This window comes from Streptomyces sp. NBC_00287 (assembly GCF_036173105.1).
Lineage (GTDB): Bacteria > Actinomycetota > Actinomycetes > Streptomycetales > Streptomycetaceae > Streptomyces.
The window spans coordinates 5,165,937-5,180,595 of sequence record NZ_CP108053.1 but is presented as its reverse complement, the minus strand read 5'-3'; the positions used below and the strand labels follow the sequence as shown (position 1 = coordinate 5,180,595).

The following is a 14,659-nucleotide window of genomic DNA, read 5'->3' as shown; positions in this document are numbered from 1 at the left end:
TCACAAAGAGGCGGGCGAGAGCCGGTGTTTGACTCCCGCCCGCCATGGTTTTTCTGCTGTCAGATGGCATTCCGAGCGCGCCGCGGACGCCGCGCCTTGAGCTGTACCGCGGGTACGTCGAAGGGGACGAACGTACGCCGACGGGTCGAAGTGGCGCTGATTCCCGGCATATTCACCGGGTTGGGGCGTTCCTCAAGGATCTGGAAGATCTCCTCTACGTGGCTCCGTGTAAAGCGGTAGCCACTCCCGCTCCGGAGAAATGGGATACGGCGGCGCCGTGCCTGCTCCTTCACCCACCACTCCGAGCAGTCGAGCGCCTCGGCTACCTCCGCGGCCGAGTAGGACTTGGGAAGGGCGGAGTTCGTCTCACCCGAGTTCATGGCTCCTCTTCCTCTCAGGTCCGCTACTTCCGCTACCTCCGCTACCGCCCTGGTCAGGGACATGATCCAGGTAGCGGATAGAGGTAGCGGTAGCGGATGGAGCCGCTACCTGCCCGGGTTCGTGGCCGCGGGGCGGGTAGCGGATGGGGCGTCGCGGTAGCGGATGCACAACGCACATCCGCTACCGATTTCAGGGCTCTGACCTGCCCGGTAGCGGAGGTAGCGGAAGTAGCGCACTCTCAGGGGGTGGAGGGCAGTACCGCTGCCACGCGTCGTGCAGATCGCTCGCGTAGTAGCCCTTCATGACGCTGCCGCCGGCCTTGATGTTGCGGGCCGCGATGGGGGTGTTGTCCGCGGTCATGTATTCGCGCAGCATCCGCGACAGCCCGCGGGCATCGAGGGGCTTGCCGCTCATGTCCGCCCACGGTGCCTCTTCGAGGCTGTGCAGCCGGTCGAGGATGGCGACGGTGGGCAGGCGGTCGATGCCGTTGAACACGTAGTCGCGCAGGTCGGTCAACAGGCGGATGCCGATGCTGCCCTTGTCGCTGGTCTTGGCCGCGTTCACCAGCTCGATGCACGCGGCGCGCGCCCGCTCCGGCCACGCGCCACCCGCCGCGTCCGCGATGGTGAGCAGGGGTTCCCATACGTCCGCGGGCCGGTCGCTGATTCCCTCCGGGAGCTCCGGGAACACTCCGTCGACCAGGTGGCGCACGGACTGTGCCCATGCGGCGAGCCGGGCGCGCAGCTCGTGCCCTTCTTTCTCGTGGATGCGCTGCCGGAACGGTTCGACCTGCTCGTTCGGTGCGCGGCGGCGCATGCGGACAATGATCGACCGGGTCAGGATCGTGTCCGGCAGCGAGCCCAGCCCGGCGACCGCGACCCCGCAGAACGACGGGAACTCCTGCACTTGCTGATTGGAGCCGTCGCCCACGCAGCGCCACATGACACCGGAGCGGCGGTGTCCGGCGTTCAGGAAGCCGCGGAGCTGTTCGTTCTCTCCGGCCTTGGGCCCGAAGACGGTATCGATCTCGTCGAACAAGATCGTCGGCCGTCCCTCCATCCCTGACACCGCACGGAAGAGCGCGGACGCGGACGCGTTGACCGCGACCATCGGTTGCGGCACGAGGGTTTCCACGATCTCCAGCGCGCGGGACTTGCCCGAACCCGGCTCCGGCGACAGGAACGCGAGCCGCGGTGTGGAGTCGAAGCAGTCGAGCAGATGCGCGTGTGCGTCCCACAGCGTCACGGCGACGTACGCGGCATCGAGGGGGAAGATGTTGAAGCGTCGGTGGAAGGCTTCCACCTCATCGAGCAGTGCGGAGCCCTCCATGGCGGATGCCGGCGGATTGGCGCTCATGCCGCCTGCCTCCCTTCCTGGTTGGTGCGGATCGGGCATGCGTCGCGATGGGCGGTGTGGTCGTCGATCAGGGCGAGCACCTTCGTGTGGCCGACGGCGCTGCGGTCCCTGCCGCACTGGCACTTCGAGGTGGCGGTAGGCACGGCGCCGCGCGGTGCGCAGATGCACAGCCATGCAATCGGGTACCGGCCATCCGTCTGGTGCGGGTCAGGACGAAGAGCAGAACGGACGCCCTTGCGGGCGGCGCCTGTCGGCTCGCCCGCGGCCGGACCGGGCGCGGCTTGTGCGGCGGCGCGCGGGCCGGACGGGGTGGCGGGAAGGCTCTTCAGTGGGGGGCACGGCAGGGTGCTCATGCCGCGCTCCGCTGACCGTTGCGGGCAATCGACCAGTTCAGACCGCTGCGAATGGTCGCCTCACACGACCGCGGCGACAGACCGGCCTGCTCCCCCGCCCACTGAAGAGCCTCCTCAACCTGCTCCCTGGGAAGGTCGCCCCACGCGATGAACCGCCCCAAGGCTCGCGCCGCCCGCAGCAAGGTGGCGTTGCGCTCACCCTCCGGAGCCTGCCGCACCGACGCCGTTTCCGCGTTCAAGCCTGCCGCGGCATAGCTGGACGCCCGCGCGGAGGACGGTGCAGCCGTTACTGCCCGCGAAGCCTGACGGGCCGTCAGGCGGGCGCGCAGCCATTCCGGCAGAGATGCGGGCGGCGCGTCGTTGACGATCGCGTAGGCGCCTGTTGGGGTGATGCTGCCGGGAGCGACGACGTAGCCGCCCCATGCACGGGTGTCGATGCGCTTGCCGAGCCGTCCGGCCGTGTTGCCGAGCCGGACGCCGGGCGGGGCGGTGAAGTACAAGTGGACCCCGCCGCTCGCGGTCCGCACCGTGCGGGTGGTGGGCACGGCCTGCCCGGCGCGCTCGCAGAGCGCCGTGAAGGTCGTCACGCCTGTAGGCGTGTCCGTACTGCTCTTCCGCTTGGGCATGTCGAGGTCGACAACGACCAGCCCGGACGGGCCGGTCGCGATCCCGACGTTGAACGGTAGGTCGCCCCACGCGCGGCGGATGCGGTCCGGGTCGATGGTGGCGCGCTCTTCCCACTTGCGGTGACCGCCCGCGCAGTCCCCGATGCCCGGGCAGACGTCCTCACCGTGCAGCGCGGGGCGCTTGTCGCCGGGACGGAGCGGGAGGACGGCCCATCCCTGCTCCGCGGCGTCGAGGGCGGCGTATAGGAGGTGACGGTTCATGTCGTCACCCCAGACGTGCTCGATGGGTGGCGGGGGCCGGACGGCCCTCGCCGAATGCACGACGTTGGGTCATGCTGGACATCTCCTGCTCTCTTGGAGGGACTGGAGAACCGGGGCGGGCGCAGGCTTTGGAGAGACGGCGCCCGCTCCGGGCGTAGCTACTGGTTGTTGATCCAGTGGGCGTACTGCTGGCGGACGTAGTGGCGCGGGTCGCAGATGACGCCCGCGTCGTCCAGGCTCATGAGCCGCTCTGCCGCCTCGTTCGCGGTCTCGGCCGCGTCGTCGCCGACATCCTGCAGGGCGATGCGGTCCAGCAACGCCGCTTTGCGGAGCCAGAAGTCACGGGGCAGCCGGGTGCCGAACGGCTTGTCGGCAGCCGTCTGGGCGGTCCATCCGATCTCGCTGACGATGCTCGGGGCGAGCGCGTAGGCCTCCTCCGAGGTGGGCCACAGTCCGGTGTTGCTGTGGTGGTCGGCCGTGACGTACAGGCGCAGCCGCTCGCCGTCGCGGGTGGGGTGCTGGCGTACGGGGCCGGTGGTGAAGGCCTGCGACAGGGCGTCGGTGACGCGGTCAGTGTCGGCCGGGTCACAGATGATGCGGATCTCGAACATGGCTTCCTTTCGTCAGGCTGCGTTGAGGAAGGGCTGTTGCCAGGGCGGCAGGCTTGCCAGGACGCGGGTACGCCAGCGCATGGCGTAGTCGATGCAGTTGGCGCAGTTCTTGTGGGTGTGACCGGGCAGGGGCGCGCGGCGGCGGGCGTGGGAGCTCCAGGCGGCGGAGTCCGCGGATGCCAGCAGGTGGCCGACGCGTTCCAGTCCGAGGATCTTGAAGCCGAAGCCGTGCAGCTTGAAGCCGTGCGCGGCCATGGCATTGACGATCGCGGCGCCCTTGCGGGTGGATTGCAATCGGCAGACCGAGCCGAGCCCCACCACCGGTTCGGCGCGCAGGTCTACTCCGGCGTTCTCGTAGAGCTCCACACAGCGCTCGTAGTCGTCGACTTCACGGCCCTGGAGGACAGGGGCTATGCGCAGGTCAGGGGCGAGGGAGCGCAGTTCCAGGAAGTTGGCTACGGTGCGGCGCTGGTGTTCGCCAACGCTGAGGTGGGTGCCAACGAAGTACTGTCCGCCGAACCAACCGCCCTCAATGATGGCCTCTTCACACATCCAGTCCTGCGGAGCGGCCCAGTCGTAAGGGCCGACGTGCTCCCAGATGCGGCGCAGGTCATCGACGTACTGCCGGGGCGGGCGAGTCCAGGTGCCCTTGTCCTTCAGCTCCATGAAACCGCCGGAGTCGACGGCGTAGGGACCACGAGCTACGTCCCACTTGACGGCGCGGTCCCAGTGCTCGGACTTCAGGAACAGCGGCACGTCGGTCAGGCGCAGCCAGTGCCGCTTGTGGGTGGTCAGGTAGAACCTCACCGATCCCCCTGCGGGAGCTCCGGGAGCCCCGCGGCTTCCAGCGCCTTGGGGTCGAAGCCGGGCAGCGCGGCGCGGGTGACGAGTGCCTGCGCGAGCTGTTCGGCGTAGGCGGCGCCAGTACGGGCCACCTCGATCTGCGTCGTCGCGCGCAGGGTTTCGACGCGCTCGATGTGGGCGTACTCCTCGCGCCGCTCGCTGGTCTGCCGCTCGTAGGCCACGGTTTCGCGGCGGTCGTGGCGCCAGTAGCGGGCGGCGAGTGCGTATGCGCCGGCGGTGGCGAGCGACCACAGCAGCAGGGGCAGCGCGAGTCCGTCGGAGTATCCGGCAACCCCGGCGAAGGCGAGGGCGCCGGAGGCGGCGAACGCGGTCCCGGTGAGCACGGAGTCTCCGGTGGCGTTGCCCGCGACCACGCCCGTGGCGGCGGCCCCGAGGGACAGGGCGGTCATCAGGACGGCGTTGCCGACGGAGTGTTCGGCGCCGTTGGCGTTCCAGATCCGGGCGAGTGCGAGCACGGTCGTGGTGGCCAGTGCGGGCGCGGCCTTGGGCAGTGCGGCGGCGAGCCAGTGGCGGGCAAGGGTGGGGTCGTTCACGGCGGTTCTCCTGTCAGTCGAAGGAGGCCAGGAAGTCGGCGAAGGAGGCCACCAGGTCGTGGATGGGCTCATACGCGCCGGTCCCGGCGGTGAAGAAGCCGAACAGGAACAGCAGCACCGCGGCGCCCGGACCGCTCGCCCTGGACTTGACGGCGACGACGGAGGCGGCGCCGAACAGCGGCACGGCGGAGAAGGTGAGGGTCATCGGGTGGCCTCCGGGCGGGGAGTGTCGGTGCCCGCCCGGTAGATGCGGGCCCAGCGGTTGTAGAGCCAGCGGCCGACGCGTATGCGCTTGCCGGTCGCGTGGCAGCGGCGGCAGTCCTTGCCGCGCTTCATGCGGCCCTTGCGGTCGGTCTTCATCGCGAAGCCCCAGCCGTTGCACTTGCGGCAGTTACCGAACGGCGAGGCAGCACACACAGCGACGTAACACAGAGTTATGCCGAGAAACAGGGTGATAGCGAGCAGGGCAGGGGTCATGGCGGGCCCTTCCAGGCGGTTTTCAGGGGTTTCCGCAGGTGGGCCGCTATCCGCTAGCGGCCTGATCAGAGCGGGTTTGGGGCGCTAGCGGGGCCGCTAACGTTAGCGGGGTGTGCCGCTAGCGCTAGCGGCCCCGGAGCCTCAGCCCGCGTCCCGCTTTCCATCACGCTCCGCAATCGCGGTGGTGATGTGGGAGCGGTCGATGCCGCGCCGGTTGACGACCTTGCCCTTCACCCGGCGGCCCACCTGGATGGTGGAGACGCCGTGCGGCTTCAGGGCCGCGGCGAGCCCTTCGGGGTCCCAGCCGTCGTAGACCTCCTCGCGCAGCTCCGCGAGGCGGGCGACGACGGTCTCGGACCACACCTTGGGCTCATCGGCCGGCACAACGGCGAGGATGTCGCGCAGCAGGTCATACGCGCTGGTGACCGGCTCGGGTGCCTCCCCGAGCGCGTGCCCGGACAGCGTGCCCGCTTCCTCGCGCAGGCGGCGGGCGCGGGCGCCGATGGCTTCGGCACCCTGGCCGTCGATGTAGACGGAGCGCACGATCCGGGCGTCCGAGCCTTCACCGACGAAGTAGTGAATGCCCTTGTCACCCCAGGCGAACATGGTCGCCCGCACCCCGCGCTTGTACGCGGACGTGCCGAGCACCATGTCGTTCTCCAGCTGGCCCATGACCTTCAGGCACCAGCGGGCCGACGCGTTCGCGGAGATACCCGTCGGCAGTGCCTTGGCGTCCGGGCGCTGCGTGGCGAGCAGCAGCACGATGCCAGTGGCCGGACCGCGCTTGACCAGGTCGGTTGCGATCTCCTCGAACTCCTTGGCGTGCTCGGGGTGCTCGAACAGCACCTGGCACTCATCCACCCCGATCACAATCGGGTGCAGACCCAGGGAGCGCTTGTCGGCAAGAGCGCTGGTCACCTTCGACTCCGGGCAGACATCCCGCGGCAGCGAGCGGATCACCTTCGTGCGCCGCCTGAGTTCCTCGCGCAGCGCCCGGAAGTCGTTCAGGCAGTACTCGATGGACTCGTCATCGTCACCCGCGGCGTGCCGGTGCGAGACGGCGTCGCCGACCGGGTCGAGATCGCCCGTGCCCTTCATGTCGTAGGTGTGCAGCTCAGCCCGCGGATCGAGCGCGGCGATGAGCAGCAGCAGCCTGAGCAGGAACGTCTTGCCCATGCGGGGGATGGCGCCGATGACGCCCGCGATGTACATCAGCGTGGCTTCGACCCAGCGTCCGCGCTGGTCAGTGCCGTAGGCGACCGGCTTGAACAGGTCGACCGAACCCGACTTGAGCAGCGGCCACTTGGGCTGCTTGGCGCGGGACATGTCCTGATCCCCGACCCAGAGCACGAGGTGACCGGTGTGCTCATCCGGCACCGCCTCGGGCCACACGCACCCCAGCGGGCGGCGCAGGCCGGAAGCGAGCCGGTCGCGGCGCTCGATAACGTCGGTCACCGTGACGCCGTACGGGAGGTTGCCCTCCGCGCGCCAACCGGGCCCGTCGCGGGTGATGGGAGCGGTGAACTCGAATCCGTCGCGGCCCTTGGCCTGCGCCTGGTTGATGGCGGGGATGCCGAGCGCCCCAAGGGCACGCAGCACAATGTCACTGGTGAGCTTGACCGCCTTGGGCAGTTCCACCGCACGGTGGATAACCGGGGCATCCGCGCGGCGGCCGGCGAACCCGAGCGCCATCACGACCGCGCTCACCGACACCGCCTGAAGCCAGCCGGGGGCGAGCACGTACATGGCAAGCGCAGCCCCGAGCCCGACGAACATTCCGAGCACGGCCACGAGGGTGCGCAGTCGGACGCGTCCGTCGCGCTGCCGCGACAGCTTCAGGTATTCCGCGGCGTCCTCACGGCGGACCGCGGCGAGTCGGACCGGCTCCCCCTCACGGTCGGCCACCCACCGCATGATGCCGCCCACGAACTTCGCGGCGCCGGAAGGGGCTTGGAGGGTGAGGCGGGCGGCGTAGACCGGGGCCCGAAGCGCGTGGTAGCCGACCGAGTGGGCGTAGTGGCGGGCCACCCACGCCGCGGCGGTCCGCAGCTCTGCCAGCGAGCGCAGCCACTCGGGAACGACCGCACGGCGGTGCGCTCCCGCGAGCCGACCGAGGTAACCCGGACCGGTCGCCCGCGGGGCCGGTTGGTCGACCATCACGGCTGCGGTCGGGTCGGCCGACTCGGTACCCGACCGGTCCGCGCCGGAGTCGGCTGACGGGTCGGAGTCGGGTCGGGTGGTCGGGTCGGCCGACTCGGCTCGGGCCGACCGCGCCTTGTCGAGGTCGACTACCTCGCCCCCGGAGTCGGCGTTCATCTCGGCTTCGAGTCGGTTGAACAGTTCGTTGTCGTCGTCGGGGTGCTTCACTGAGATTCCCTTCCAATGGGAGGAAAGGCGGGGCCGGTCCGTCGCTGTAGGAGGTGAGCGGACGGGCCCCGCCGGATTCATTGCGGGGAGGTCAGACGGCGGTGGGGGCGCCCGTGGTCGGCGCGGTCACCACCAGATGGAGGACTTCTTGGCGGCCTTCGCGGTGGCGGCTTCGTTGACGATCCGCTGCCGCTCGGTCTGCAATGCGGTCAGCTCCGTGGTGAGCCGGTTCAGCACCGACTGCCAGAGCGTCTCCAGCTTCCGTTCCGCGCGGCCGGGGCTCTTGCCGCGGACGACCTTGTAGGAGCCGCCCGCCAGGGCGGCCACGACCTGGCGGCGTTCGCGGCCGGTGAGCGGCCACATCTCCTGCTTACGGGCCGCTTCGAGCTTGCGCTCGGTCTGCTGGATTTCGCGGTCAAGGCGGCGGGTGTTGGGCTTGAGCATGGTCAGCCCCTCCTCGGAGTGTTCAGGTCGTGGTGGGGGTGTCGGGGAAGGCGCAGGGCACGCACATGCCGAGTGAGGTCGGGATGACGTATCCGGCGTCGGTGCGGCAGTTCGGGCAGGTGCGGCGGGCGCACATCGCCTTGGCGAGTGCGGCCCGCTTGCCGGGCGTCATCGGCCGCACGGGTTTGGCGCGGTCGACGCGGTAGAGGTAGGCGACCAGCGGGCCGCGCCGGTAGCGCGGGCGCAGTACCTGAGCCGCGATCGGCTGACCGCCCGGACGTAAGCCGCGGGCGCGCAGTTGGCGGCGCGTGGCGAGCCCGTCGGGGGCGTAGCGCCACGGGTAGGTGGGGATGCCGAACTGGCTTCCGGAAGGGTCGAAGCACTTGCCGAATGCCCCGGGCATCAGGCGGCCTCAGCCTCTGACTCCTCGCCCGCAGCGTCCACAGCGTGCAGCGGGCGGCCCTCAGCGCGCTCGCCCTTCAGGGTGTCGCGCAACGTGCGGGCGTTGGCCTGCGAGACGTGCACGGCGGTGCGGATGCGGTCCGCGGTCAGCTCCGCGTCCGGCCACTGCACGGTGGCCGCGCGTGCCTCGGTCAGCAGCTCCTCGAAGGTGCGCTGAGCTTTGCCCTTGCCCTTGCTGGTACCGGGGCGGCGGCGCGGGCGCGGCTTAGGGTCGGCAGTGGGTGCCGGCGGAGTCTCCGCCGGGGGCGGTGCGGGCGTTTCCTGCTCGGTGGCGGCGGGGGCGAGTTCGCCCATGCGCAGCATCACGCGCTCGCGCCGCGGGGTCTTCGTGCGCCACTTACGGCCGTAGCGCTCACGCAGGTCTGCGCGGGCCAACTGCCGCTCTTTCTCCCGCTTCAGCGCCTCGGAGTAGGAGGTGACCTCCCACAGCGTCATACGGCGCCACAGCGCGAAAGTGGAGGGGAAGGCGAGCAGCCAGCGGGAGAACCGGATCTTCTCCATGCGGCGGCCGGTGGCCGCGCCGATCCGGACGGCGTAGATGTGCGCGCCGATCTCGGAGAACACCACCCACAGCAACGGCATCGTGCCGTGCGCGACCTTCGCCCACACGCCATGTCCGGCGGCGACGTTCAGCCCGCAGGTGACCAGGGTGAGCACCCAGGGCACGAACCGCACCCACGCAAGCGCCATATCCATGCGGATCAGCAGCAGGTTGGCGACGGTGAACACAGGGATGGCCACGTCGATACCGACCGGCAGCATCCACGGCTCACCGAAACCCCAGCGAGCCGCAGCAGCGGAGACGGCGTCGAAGGAGGCGATCAGACCGAGTGCGCCGACTCCGGCCGCGGCGAGTGCGCCGATTCCGGCGAGCCCCATTTCCGGGCGGGTCAGCGGCGGCACCCCGGACGAGGACCCCTCCGGTGCGGGGGGCGTGGTGGTCATGCCGCCACCCCCTTGCGTGCCGGGCGACGGCGCCGGGCGGGGCGGGTGAGCGGGATGACGTCGAACAGGTCGGGGTTGTCCTCGATGACCTGCGCGGCCATGCGGACCAGGTCATCGGGAAGGTCCGGGTTGTCGGCGAGGATGTCGCGCGCCGCGTCCTCGCGGGCCGCGCGCTCCTCGTCCGTCTCGCCCTCGACCCCGAGCCACAGCTCAACCGGGGTACCGAGCGCGAGTTCCGCGAAGTCCTCGACAGAGACAGCCTGCTGTCGGCCGATGTACGTACGCATGGCAAGACTCCTGAAGTGGAGGGACGGGAAGACCGCCGGGGCAGGCGCAGGCTTTGGAGAGACGGCGCCCGCCCCGTCGACGCAGGGAAGGTCAGACCCGGACCCGACGGGGCCGGTTGAAGAGGTTGATCAGTCCTCCGGTCACCGCGGTGACCGAGGTGAACGACACGAAGACGACCGTGGCCCAGTTCGCGCCCAGGTCGCGGACGTAGTGGCCGTTGGCGACGGCAGCGGCGATGCCAAGCACGAGGAACAGCAGGGTGGCAAGCGCGCGGCCGGAGGTCATGGGCTTGGTGCCGCGGGCGACCAGCTCGATGTCGGCCGGGCGGACCGGGCGCAGGTCGTTGCCGTTCGTCTGGACGTCGACCAGGTTCCCGGAGCGGTGAGCGGCGACGCCGGCCACCGTGCCCAGGGCCTTTTCACTGCGGATACGGACGACGTCACCGATGGCGAGCAGCATGGAAGTTCCCCCTTGAAAGTCGTTGTGGACACCGGAGCTCCGGCTCCTCTCGACCCCGCCCGTACGGACCGCTCCGCAGAGCGCCCGGACGCGCAGGGCGAGCAACCGGCGCGGCGCTAGCCGCCGCGATTCGGTGGAAGGTGACCAGTCGTCCGCAGCACTCCGAGGTGCTCGCGGACCGGGGATGGAACGGCGCCGCCGTGCCGGTCAATCACGGCCGCGCCCATCGCTTTCGTCGACTCACTGCCACTCCTTCAGACCGCTGAACAGGGGATACGCACTGCAAGGGGGACTTGAGTCCCCACACTCCGGCCGTTGCTCGCGGTCACCGGGCCACCTCGCCAGTACGGGCCGAAACCCTGTTCTGCCTGGCCTTTAGCGGGATTGCAGCGTCCCCGCCCTGTGCATTCGTGCAGGTCAAGCGCCTGTTTCCCGAGATCCGGAGCGGGCGCTCGCTGACTAGCTTGCACTAGTCTGCTGTGGTGCACAACCCTCGTGGGGTGATGCGAGCTAGTTCGCTGTGGTGGGTACGCTCAGAGCATGACTGTCACAGGCGGGCCGAAGCCGAAAGCGGTGCAGGTCGCGGACGCACTTCGCGACGACATCAAGAAGATGAAGCCGGGAGACAAGCTCCCGTCACAGCGCGAGTTGATGGACCGCTTCGGATTCGCGAGCCAGACCATCCAGAACGGCTTGGCTGCACTCCGGGCCGAAGGGTTGATCGTGTCGGCTGGAAACCTCGGCAACTTCGTCAGCGACGGGGCTTCCCCCAGCAGCGACGTGCGCGACGACATCAAGGAAATCCGCTCCCAGATTCAGGCGTTGGCTGAACGGGTCGCAGCGCTCGAAGAGCGTTCCGGCCCGGGTGGTGCGTGATCTGCAACCAGCATGCGAGGAACGGGAGTTGTGACGTAAGTGACATCCAGGGGACGACGAAGCGGAGCTGGGGACATGTCCAGTGACACCCCCGTGTCCCCTTCCCTGTCCCCATGGCTCGCGGGTGAGACTCGGAGTAGGCACTCGGAGGAGGGCACATGACCGACGACCGGCCCGCATGGGCGCGACGCATCGCTGCCGAACGAGCGGCCCGTGACTGGTCGCAGCGTGACGCGGTAAGGGCGCTGCGGGCGCACGCTCCCACGGAGCTGCCCGCAGAGGACAGCATGATTCGCCAGTGGAAGCGCTGGGAGTCAGGCCAGATGCCGAACGACTTCTACCAACCGATCATCGCGGCCCTCTTCGGCACCGTGACGCACGCGCTCTTTCCGGCGCCCTCACGGCGGGATGGAGACAGGGAGATCCTGGCAGCGTCCGGCATGGAGACGCTGGAGATCGTGAGCCGTCTCAACCGATCCGACGTTGACAACGCCACGCTTGAGGCCCTGCGGATCACGGCAGACCGACTCGCCTCGGAGTACCCGTTCATGCCGAGCGAGCAGCTTCTCATCGAGGGGCGGCAATGGCTGCGCCGTGTCGTCGAACTCCACACGAAGAGCCTCACGCTCGCGCAGCACCGCGAGGTTCTCGCACTATCTGGTTGGCTCGCTCTACTGGTCGGCTGTGTCGAGTACGACACGGGCGCACGGCACGCGGCTGAGTCGACGCGCCAGGCGGCGCTCTCGCTCGCGACCGAGGCTGACCATGCGGAGGTCGCCGGGTGGGCGCACGAGATGCGGGCGTGGTTCGCTCTCACGACCGGCGACTACCGCGGTGTCATCGCAGCGGCGCGGGCCGGAGCCGAGACGGCGGCGCACCACGGCGTGGCCGTGCAACTCGCAGCCCAGGAGGCCAAGGCATGGGCGCGGATCGGGGACCGCCGGCAGGTCGAGGTGGCCTTGGACAAGGGGCGACGGTTGCTCGAAGGGATGCCGTACCCCGAGAACCTGGACAACCACTTCGTGGTGGACCCAGCCAAGTTCGACTTCTACGCGATGGACTGCTACCGCCTGGTCGGTGAGGACAAGCTTGCACGCACGCTCGCCGAAGAGGTGCTGAGGGCGGGAACAGACTTCGACGGCACCGAGCGCTCGCCGATGCGCAACGCTGAAGCCCGCGTCACGCTGGGCGTCACGGCGGCACGTGAGGGCGATTTGGAACAGGCACTCGTCATGGGGGAGCGGGCCCTCGAAGGGGACCGGCAGTCGGTGCCGTCGCTCATCATGACCAGCCGCGAACTCGCTGCCGAGATGAGGCGCCGGTACAGCTCCGAACCAGGGGCACAGGACTATCTCGCGCGGCTTCACTCGCTCGCCGAACAAAAGCCGGGCTTCATGCCCCGCTAATTGGCTTGCTTCTAATGCCAAAGACGCCACGGGGGCCCGCTCTCTACGAGCGGGCCCCCGTTCTATAAGGCTTTAAGACGTGCTACACGCTGACGGCGCTCACCTAGACTAATCACATTGGCCGCTTTTTTCGGAGCCGGGTTAGCAGCATTTTCGGGGGCAAGTGACCTCATGAGGACAGGGTGAATTCCCAAGTCCTCTGATGCTTGAAGAACAGCAGGCGGATCACCGTAGCGACGAGCCAGCATCGCTCTCATCAAAGATGGCTGCTCAGGATGGACAGCAACAGGTTCGCTGGTGCGCCACCCCCGGGCGCCAATCTGCTTGTATAGACTCTCTCGGCGATCGCTATCAACATATCCGAGATCGTACGCTCGTTGAATTAGCGCCTGGATGGACACACCCCAACGCTTCTTAAGCGCAGCGAAGTCCCGAAGCATCAGAGGACCTGAAAACGCCTCGTCAGCACGTACACGGGGAAGCAAGAAAGCCCCGGCGAACCGATGAGCTTCTGTCTCTGCGTCCTTAGAGGAAAGCTCCGCTCTCCTCGCTGGATGCAATACCAGGTGCCCAAGCTCATGGGCCACTGTGAATCGCTGCCTATCACCACTTCCAGCCGAGAAGTAGCTGATCAGCGAGGGCTCCGCCTGCCCCCGCCAACAGGAGACCCCAGAGTGCCCGACAACGATATCTTCCCCGTGCCCTTGAGCGTCGACAAGCACAAGAGGCACGACTGGAATTCCCGCTCGCTCACAGGATCGGATAACGTGCCCGAGAACACCATCCTGGGCAATACCCAACGCATCTCGCGTTGCAGAGGCAAGGTCCTCAATAGTGTCAGGAGAGACTTTCCCCTCTGCCCTAGGCAGAACTGTCCGGCGCACCCGCGTCTCGGTGAGGAGCCGCGCCGCAACACGATAAGCCTCTCGAACAGTCGCTTCGACCCGACCAACCTCACGAACTGATGCACTTGCCTTCTTGCGGAACAGAAGGGTGTCAGTCGGCAGGTCGGTCGGGTCGACATCAAAGAATGAACGTGGTGTTCCCGTTGCCTCAGCGATCCGCCCCAACAGGTCGTCAGTGACACCCTTGGTGCCCTTCTGGATCTGCGAGATCATCGGCTGAGAAACGCCTGCGGCCTGAGCCAACTCGCCCTGGGTCAACCCCATGAGGAGCCGGAGCGTCCGGATCCGCTCCGCAGGATCATGCACCACTTCCTTCACCCTCTTCGCGCTCGTCTTCGTCGAACTCGAAGGGCAGCACAATGCCCTTGTCGTCCGGCACGAACTCCCAGTCCGTGAACGCTTCAGTCTCACGCGGCAGCTCGAAATCGAGGTCGAACTTCGGCGGCCGACCAGGCTTCCACTCCCCGATCGGACGCACGATGCGCACAGAGATCTCCCCACCCTCTTCGCGGGGCGACAGCCAGACGGCCAGGAGGTTGCTCGCTTCGACGCCGAACAGGTCAACCGCTCGATTGTAGTAGTAGCTGATGCGAGCCTTGTTGCGACCCGGGGCAGGGATCAGGTCGTACGGCGTTGCATGCAGAATGCGCAGAGTGAGCATGCCGTTGCGTAGATGGAACCGCCCGCTGGAACCGTTGATTGGCTCCCACCCACCGAGATGCTTCCGATCACCATGGAGACGCTCCACGTACCGGCGTGCATGATCCCGAGCGAGATCAGTTCGCCCCTTCGAGTACCCGTCTCCCACCATGCCGTGCTCGTCGAAGTGCGCGTGCGCGGCGGTGTAGCCATCGTCCAGCGCAGCATAGAGAGGTTCAGAGAGGCCCTCGGTTGCGGCCGTGATGAATGACGCGTCTTCAGGTGTGAGCATGGCGGTTATTTTATAACCGCAGATCGCACACCTGCAACGACCTTGAGCGGTGTTGCGCGGAGAAGTTGACGAAAGGCGCTGAAGCGGTCCTACAGCTTCACAGTCACGCGGCGC

The 14,659-nt window shown here is 68.3% G+C and carries 19 protein-coding genes; 2 read left to right on the top strand and 17 right to left on the bottom strand.

Annotated elements, in window-relative coordinates; genetic code table 11:
* Nucleotides 1–59: 59 nt before the first annotated feature.
* From OHT76_RS23710 to OHT76_RS23640, 15 genes are all read right to left on the bottom strand, one after another.
* Nucleotides 60–380 (bottom strand): helix-turn-helix domain-containing protein, encoded by a 321-nt coding sequence (locus OHT76_RS23710; protein WP_328872872.1) that lies wholly within the window; start codon nt 378–380, stop codon nt 60–62.
* A gap of 190 nt (nt 381–570) precedes the next feature.
* Nucleotides 571–1,737, bottom strand: a complete 1,167-nt coding sequence (locus OHT76_RS23705; RefSeq protein ID WP_328872871.1) for a DUF3631 domain-containing protein — start codon at nt 1,735–1,737, stop codon at nt 571–573.
* Nucleotides 1,734–2,090, bottom strand: coding sequence for a hypothetical protein (locus tag OHT76_RS23700; RefSeq protein ID WP_328872870.1), 357 nt, complete (start codon nt 2,088–2,090; stop codon nt 1,734–1,736). The genes OHT76_RS23705 and OHT76_RS23700 overlap by 4 nt, the downstream gene beginning before the upstream one ends.
* Entirely contained in the window at nt 2,087–2,977 is an 891-nt protein-coding gene (locus tag OHT76_RS23695) for a bifunctional DNA primase/polymerase (protein ID WP_328872869.1), read from the bottom strand. Before OHT76_RS23695 ends, OHT76_RS23700 begins: the two co-directional genes overlap by 4 nt.
* Nucleotides 2,978–3,135: 158 nt before the next feature.
* Nucleotides 3,136–3,588 (bottom strand): hypothetical protein, encoded by a 453-nt coding sequence (locus tag OHT76_RS23690; protein ID WP_328872868.1) that lies wholly within the window; start codon nt 3,586–3,588, stop codon nt 3,136–3,138.
* A gap of 12 nt (nt 3,589–3,600) precedes the next feature.
* Nucleotides 3,601–4,395, bottom strand: coding sequence for a deazapurine DNA modification protein DpdA family protein (locus OHT76_RS23685; protein WP_328872867.1), 795 nt, complete (start codon nt 4,393–4,395; stop codon nt 3,601–3,603).
* Nucleotides 4,392–4,985 carry a hypothetical protein gene (locus OHT76_RS23680; protein WP_328872866.1) on the bottom strand — a complete coding sequence of 198 codons (594 nt, stop codon included), beginning with the start codon at nt 4,983–4,985 and terminating at the stop codon, nt 4,392–4,394. Before OHT76_RS23680 ends, OHT76_RS23685 begins: the two co-directional genes overlap by 4 nt.
* Before the next feature lie 13 nt (nt 4,986–4,998).
* Nucleotides 4,999–5,190: a hypothetical protein gene (locus OHT76_RS23675; RefSeq protein WP_328872865.1), complete on the bottom strand. Its 192-nt coding sequence runs from the start codon at nt 5,188–5,190 to the stop codon at nt 4,999–5,001.
* Nucleotides 5,187–5,462, bottom strand: coding sequence for a hypothetical protein (locus OHT76_RS23670; RefSeq protein ID WP_328872864.1), 276 nt, complete (start codon nt 5,460–5,462; stop codon nt 5,187–5,189). The genes OHT76_RS23675 and OHT76_RS23670 overlap by 4 nt, the downstream gene beginning before the upstream one ends.
* Nucleotides 5,463–5,603: 141 nt before the next feature.
* Complete coding sequence (locus OHT76_RS23665; protein ID WP_328872863.1) at nt 5,604–7,829, bottom strand: cell division protein FtsK; 2,226 nt, start codon at nt 7,827–7,829, stop codon at nt 5,604–5,606.
* Between the two features lie 126 nt (nt 7,830–7,955).
* Complete coding sequence (locus OHT76_RS23660; RefSeq protein WP_328872862.1) at nt 7,956–8,273, bottom strand: hypothetical protein; 318 nt, start codon at nt 8,271–8,273, stop codon at nt 7,956–7,958.
* 22 nt (nt 8,274–8,295) lie between these two features.
* Complete coding sequence (locus OHT76_RS23655; protein ID WP_328872861.1) at nt 8,296–8,676, bottom strand: RRQRL motif-containing zinc-binding protein; 381 nt, start codon at nt 8,674–8,676, stop codon at nt 8,296–8,298.
* The gene (locus OHT76_RS23650) at nt 8,676–9,680 is read right to left on the bottom strand and encodes a DUF2637 domain-containing protein (protein WP_328872860.1); all 1,005 of its coding nucleotides are present in this window, start codon (nt 9,678–9,680) and stop codon (nt 8,676–8,678) included. Before OHT76_RS23650 ends, OHT76_RS23655 begins: the two co-directional genes overlap by 1 nt.
* Nucleotides 9,677–9,967: a hypothetical protein gene (locus OHT76_RS23645; protein ID WP_328872859.1), complete on the bottom strand. Its 291-nt coding sequence runs from the start codon at nt 9,965–9,967 to the stop codon at nt 9,677–9,679. Before OHT76_RS23645 ends, OHT76_RS23650 begins: the two co-directional genes overlap by 4 nt.
* A 91-nt stretch (nt 9,968–10,058) precedes the next feature.
* On the bottom strand, nt 10,059–10,427 hold the full coding sequence (locus tag OHT76_RS23640) for a hypothetical protein (RefSeq protein ID WP_328872858.1): 369 nt from the start codon (nt 10,425–10,427) through the stop codon (nt 10,059–10,061).
* 540 nt (nt 10,428–10,967) lie between these two features.
* On the opposite strand from OHT76_RS23640, the gene OHT76_RS23635 reads away from it, so the two are divergent.
* Together OHT76_RS23635 and OHT76_RS23630 are read left to right on the top strand one after the other, a co-directional pair.
* On the top strand, nt 10,968–11,303 hold the full coding sequence (locus OHT76_RS23635) for a winged helix-turn-helix domain-containing protein (protein WP_328872857.1): 336 nt from the start codon (nt 10,968–10,970) through the stop codon (nt 11,301–11,303).
* A 158-nt stretch (nt 11,304–11,461) separates the two neighbouring features.
* On the top strand, nt 11,462–12,709 hold the full coding sequence (locus tag OHT76_RS23630; protein WP_328872856.1) for an XRE family transcriptional regulator: 1,248 nt from the start codon (nt 11,462–11,464) through the stop codon (nt 12,707–12,709).
* Between the two features lie 62 nt (nt 12,710–12,771).
* Here the strand turns inward: OHT76_RS23630 and OHT76_RS23625 are convergent, their stop codons facing one another.
* Both OHT76_RS23625 and OHT76_RS23620 read right to left on the bottom strand, forming a co-directional pair.
* Complete coding sequence (locus tag OHT76_RS23625) at nt 12,772–13,920, bottom strand: helix-turn-helix domain-containing protein (protein ID WP_328876605.1); 1,149 nt, start codon at nt 13,918–13,920, stop codon at nt 12,772–12,774.
* Nucleotides 13,913–14,545, bottom strand: a complete 633-nt coding sequence (locus OHT76_RS23620; RefSeq protein WP_274817991.1) for a hypothetical protein — start codon at nt 14,543–14,545, stop codon at nt 13,913–13,915. Before OHT76_RS23620 ends, OHT76_RS23625 begins: the two co-directional genes overlap by 8 nt.
* Nucleotides 14,546–14,659: the final 114 nt, after the last annotated feature.

Excerpts from the sequence above, each read along its gene's own strand:
- OHT76_RS23710 (WP_328872872.1), bottom strand. The coding sequence starts at position 380 with ATGAACTCGGGTGAGACGAACTCCGCCCTTCCCAAGTCCTACTCGGCC.
- OHT76_RS23705 (WP_328872871.1), bottom strand. The coding sequence starts at position 1,737 with ATGAGCGCCAATCCGCCGGCATCCGCCATGGAGGGCTCCGCACTGCTC.
- OHT76_RS23700 (WP_328872870.1), bottom strand. The coding sequence starts at position 2,090 with ATGAGCACCCTGCCGTGCCCCCCACTGAAGAGCCTTCCCGCCACCCCG.
- OHT76_RS23695 (WP_328872869.1), bottom strand. The coding sequence starts at position 2,977 with ATGAACCGTCACCTCCTATACGCCGCCCTCGACGCCGCGGAGCAGGGA.
- OHT76_RS23690 (WP_328872868.1), bottom strand. The coding sequence starts at position 3,588 with ATGTTCGAGATCCGCATCATCTGTGACCCGGCCGACACTGACCGCGTC.
- OHT76_RS23675 (WP_328872865.1), bottom strand. The coding sequence starts at position 5,190 with ATGACCCTCACCTTCTCCGCCGTGCCGCTGTTCGGCGCCGCCTCCGTC.
- OHT76_RS23670 (WP_328872864.1), bottom strand. The coding sequence starts at position 5,462 with ATGACCCCTGCCCTGCTCGCTATCACCCTGTTTCTCGGCATAACTCTG.
- OHT76_RS23660 (WP_328872862.1), bottom strand. The coding sequence starts at position 8,273 with ATGCTCAAGCCCAACACCCGCCGCCTTGACCGCGAAATCCAGCAGACC.
- OHT76_RS23655 (WP_328872861.1), bottom strand. The coding sequence starts at position 8,676 with ATGCCCGGGGCATTCGGCAAGTGCTTCGACCCTTCCGGAAGCCAGTTC.
- OHT76_RS23650 (WP_328872860.1), bottom strand. The coding sequence starts at position 9,680 with ATGACCACCACGCCCCCCGCACCGGAGGGGTCCTCGTCCGGGGTGCCG.
- OHT76_RS23645 (WP_328872859.1), bottom strand. The coding sequence starts at position 9,967 with ATGCGTACGTACATCGGCCGACAGCAGGCTGTCTCTGTCGAGGACTTC.
- OHT76_RS23640 (WP_328872858.1), bottom strand. The coding sequence starts at position 10,427 with ATGCTGCTCGCCATCGGTGACGTCGTCCGTATCCGCAGTGAAAAGGCC.
- OHT76_RS23635 (WP_328872857.1), top strand. The coding sequence starts at position 10,968 with ATGACTGTCACAGGCGGGCCGAAGCCGAAAGCGGTGCAGGTCGCGGAC.
- OHT76_RS23630 (WP_328872856.1), top strand. The coding sequence starts at position 11,462 with ATGACCGACGACCGGCCCGCATGGGCGCGACGCATCGCTGCCGAACGA.
- OHT76_RS23620 (WP_274817991.1), bottom strand. The coding sequence starts at position 14,545 with ATGCTCACACCTGAAGACGCGTCATTCATCACGGCCGCAACCGAGGGC.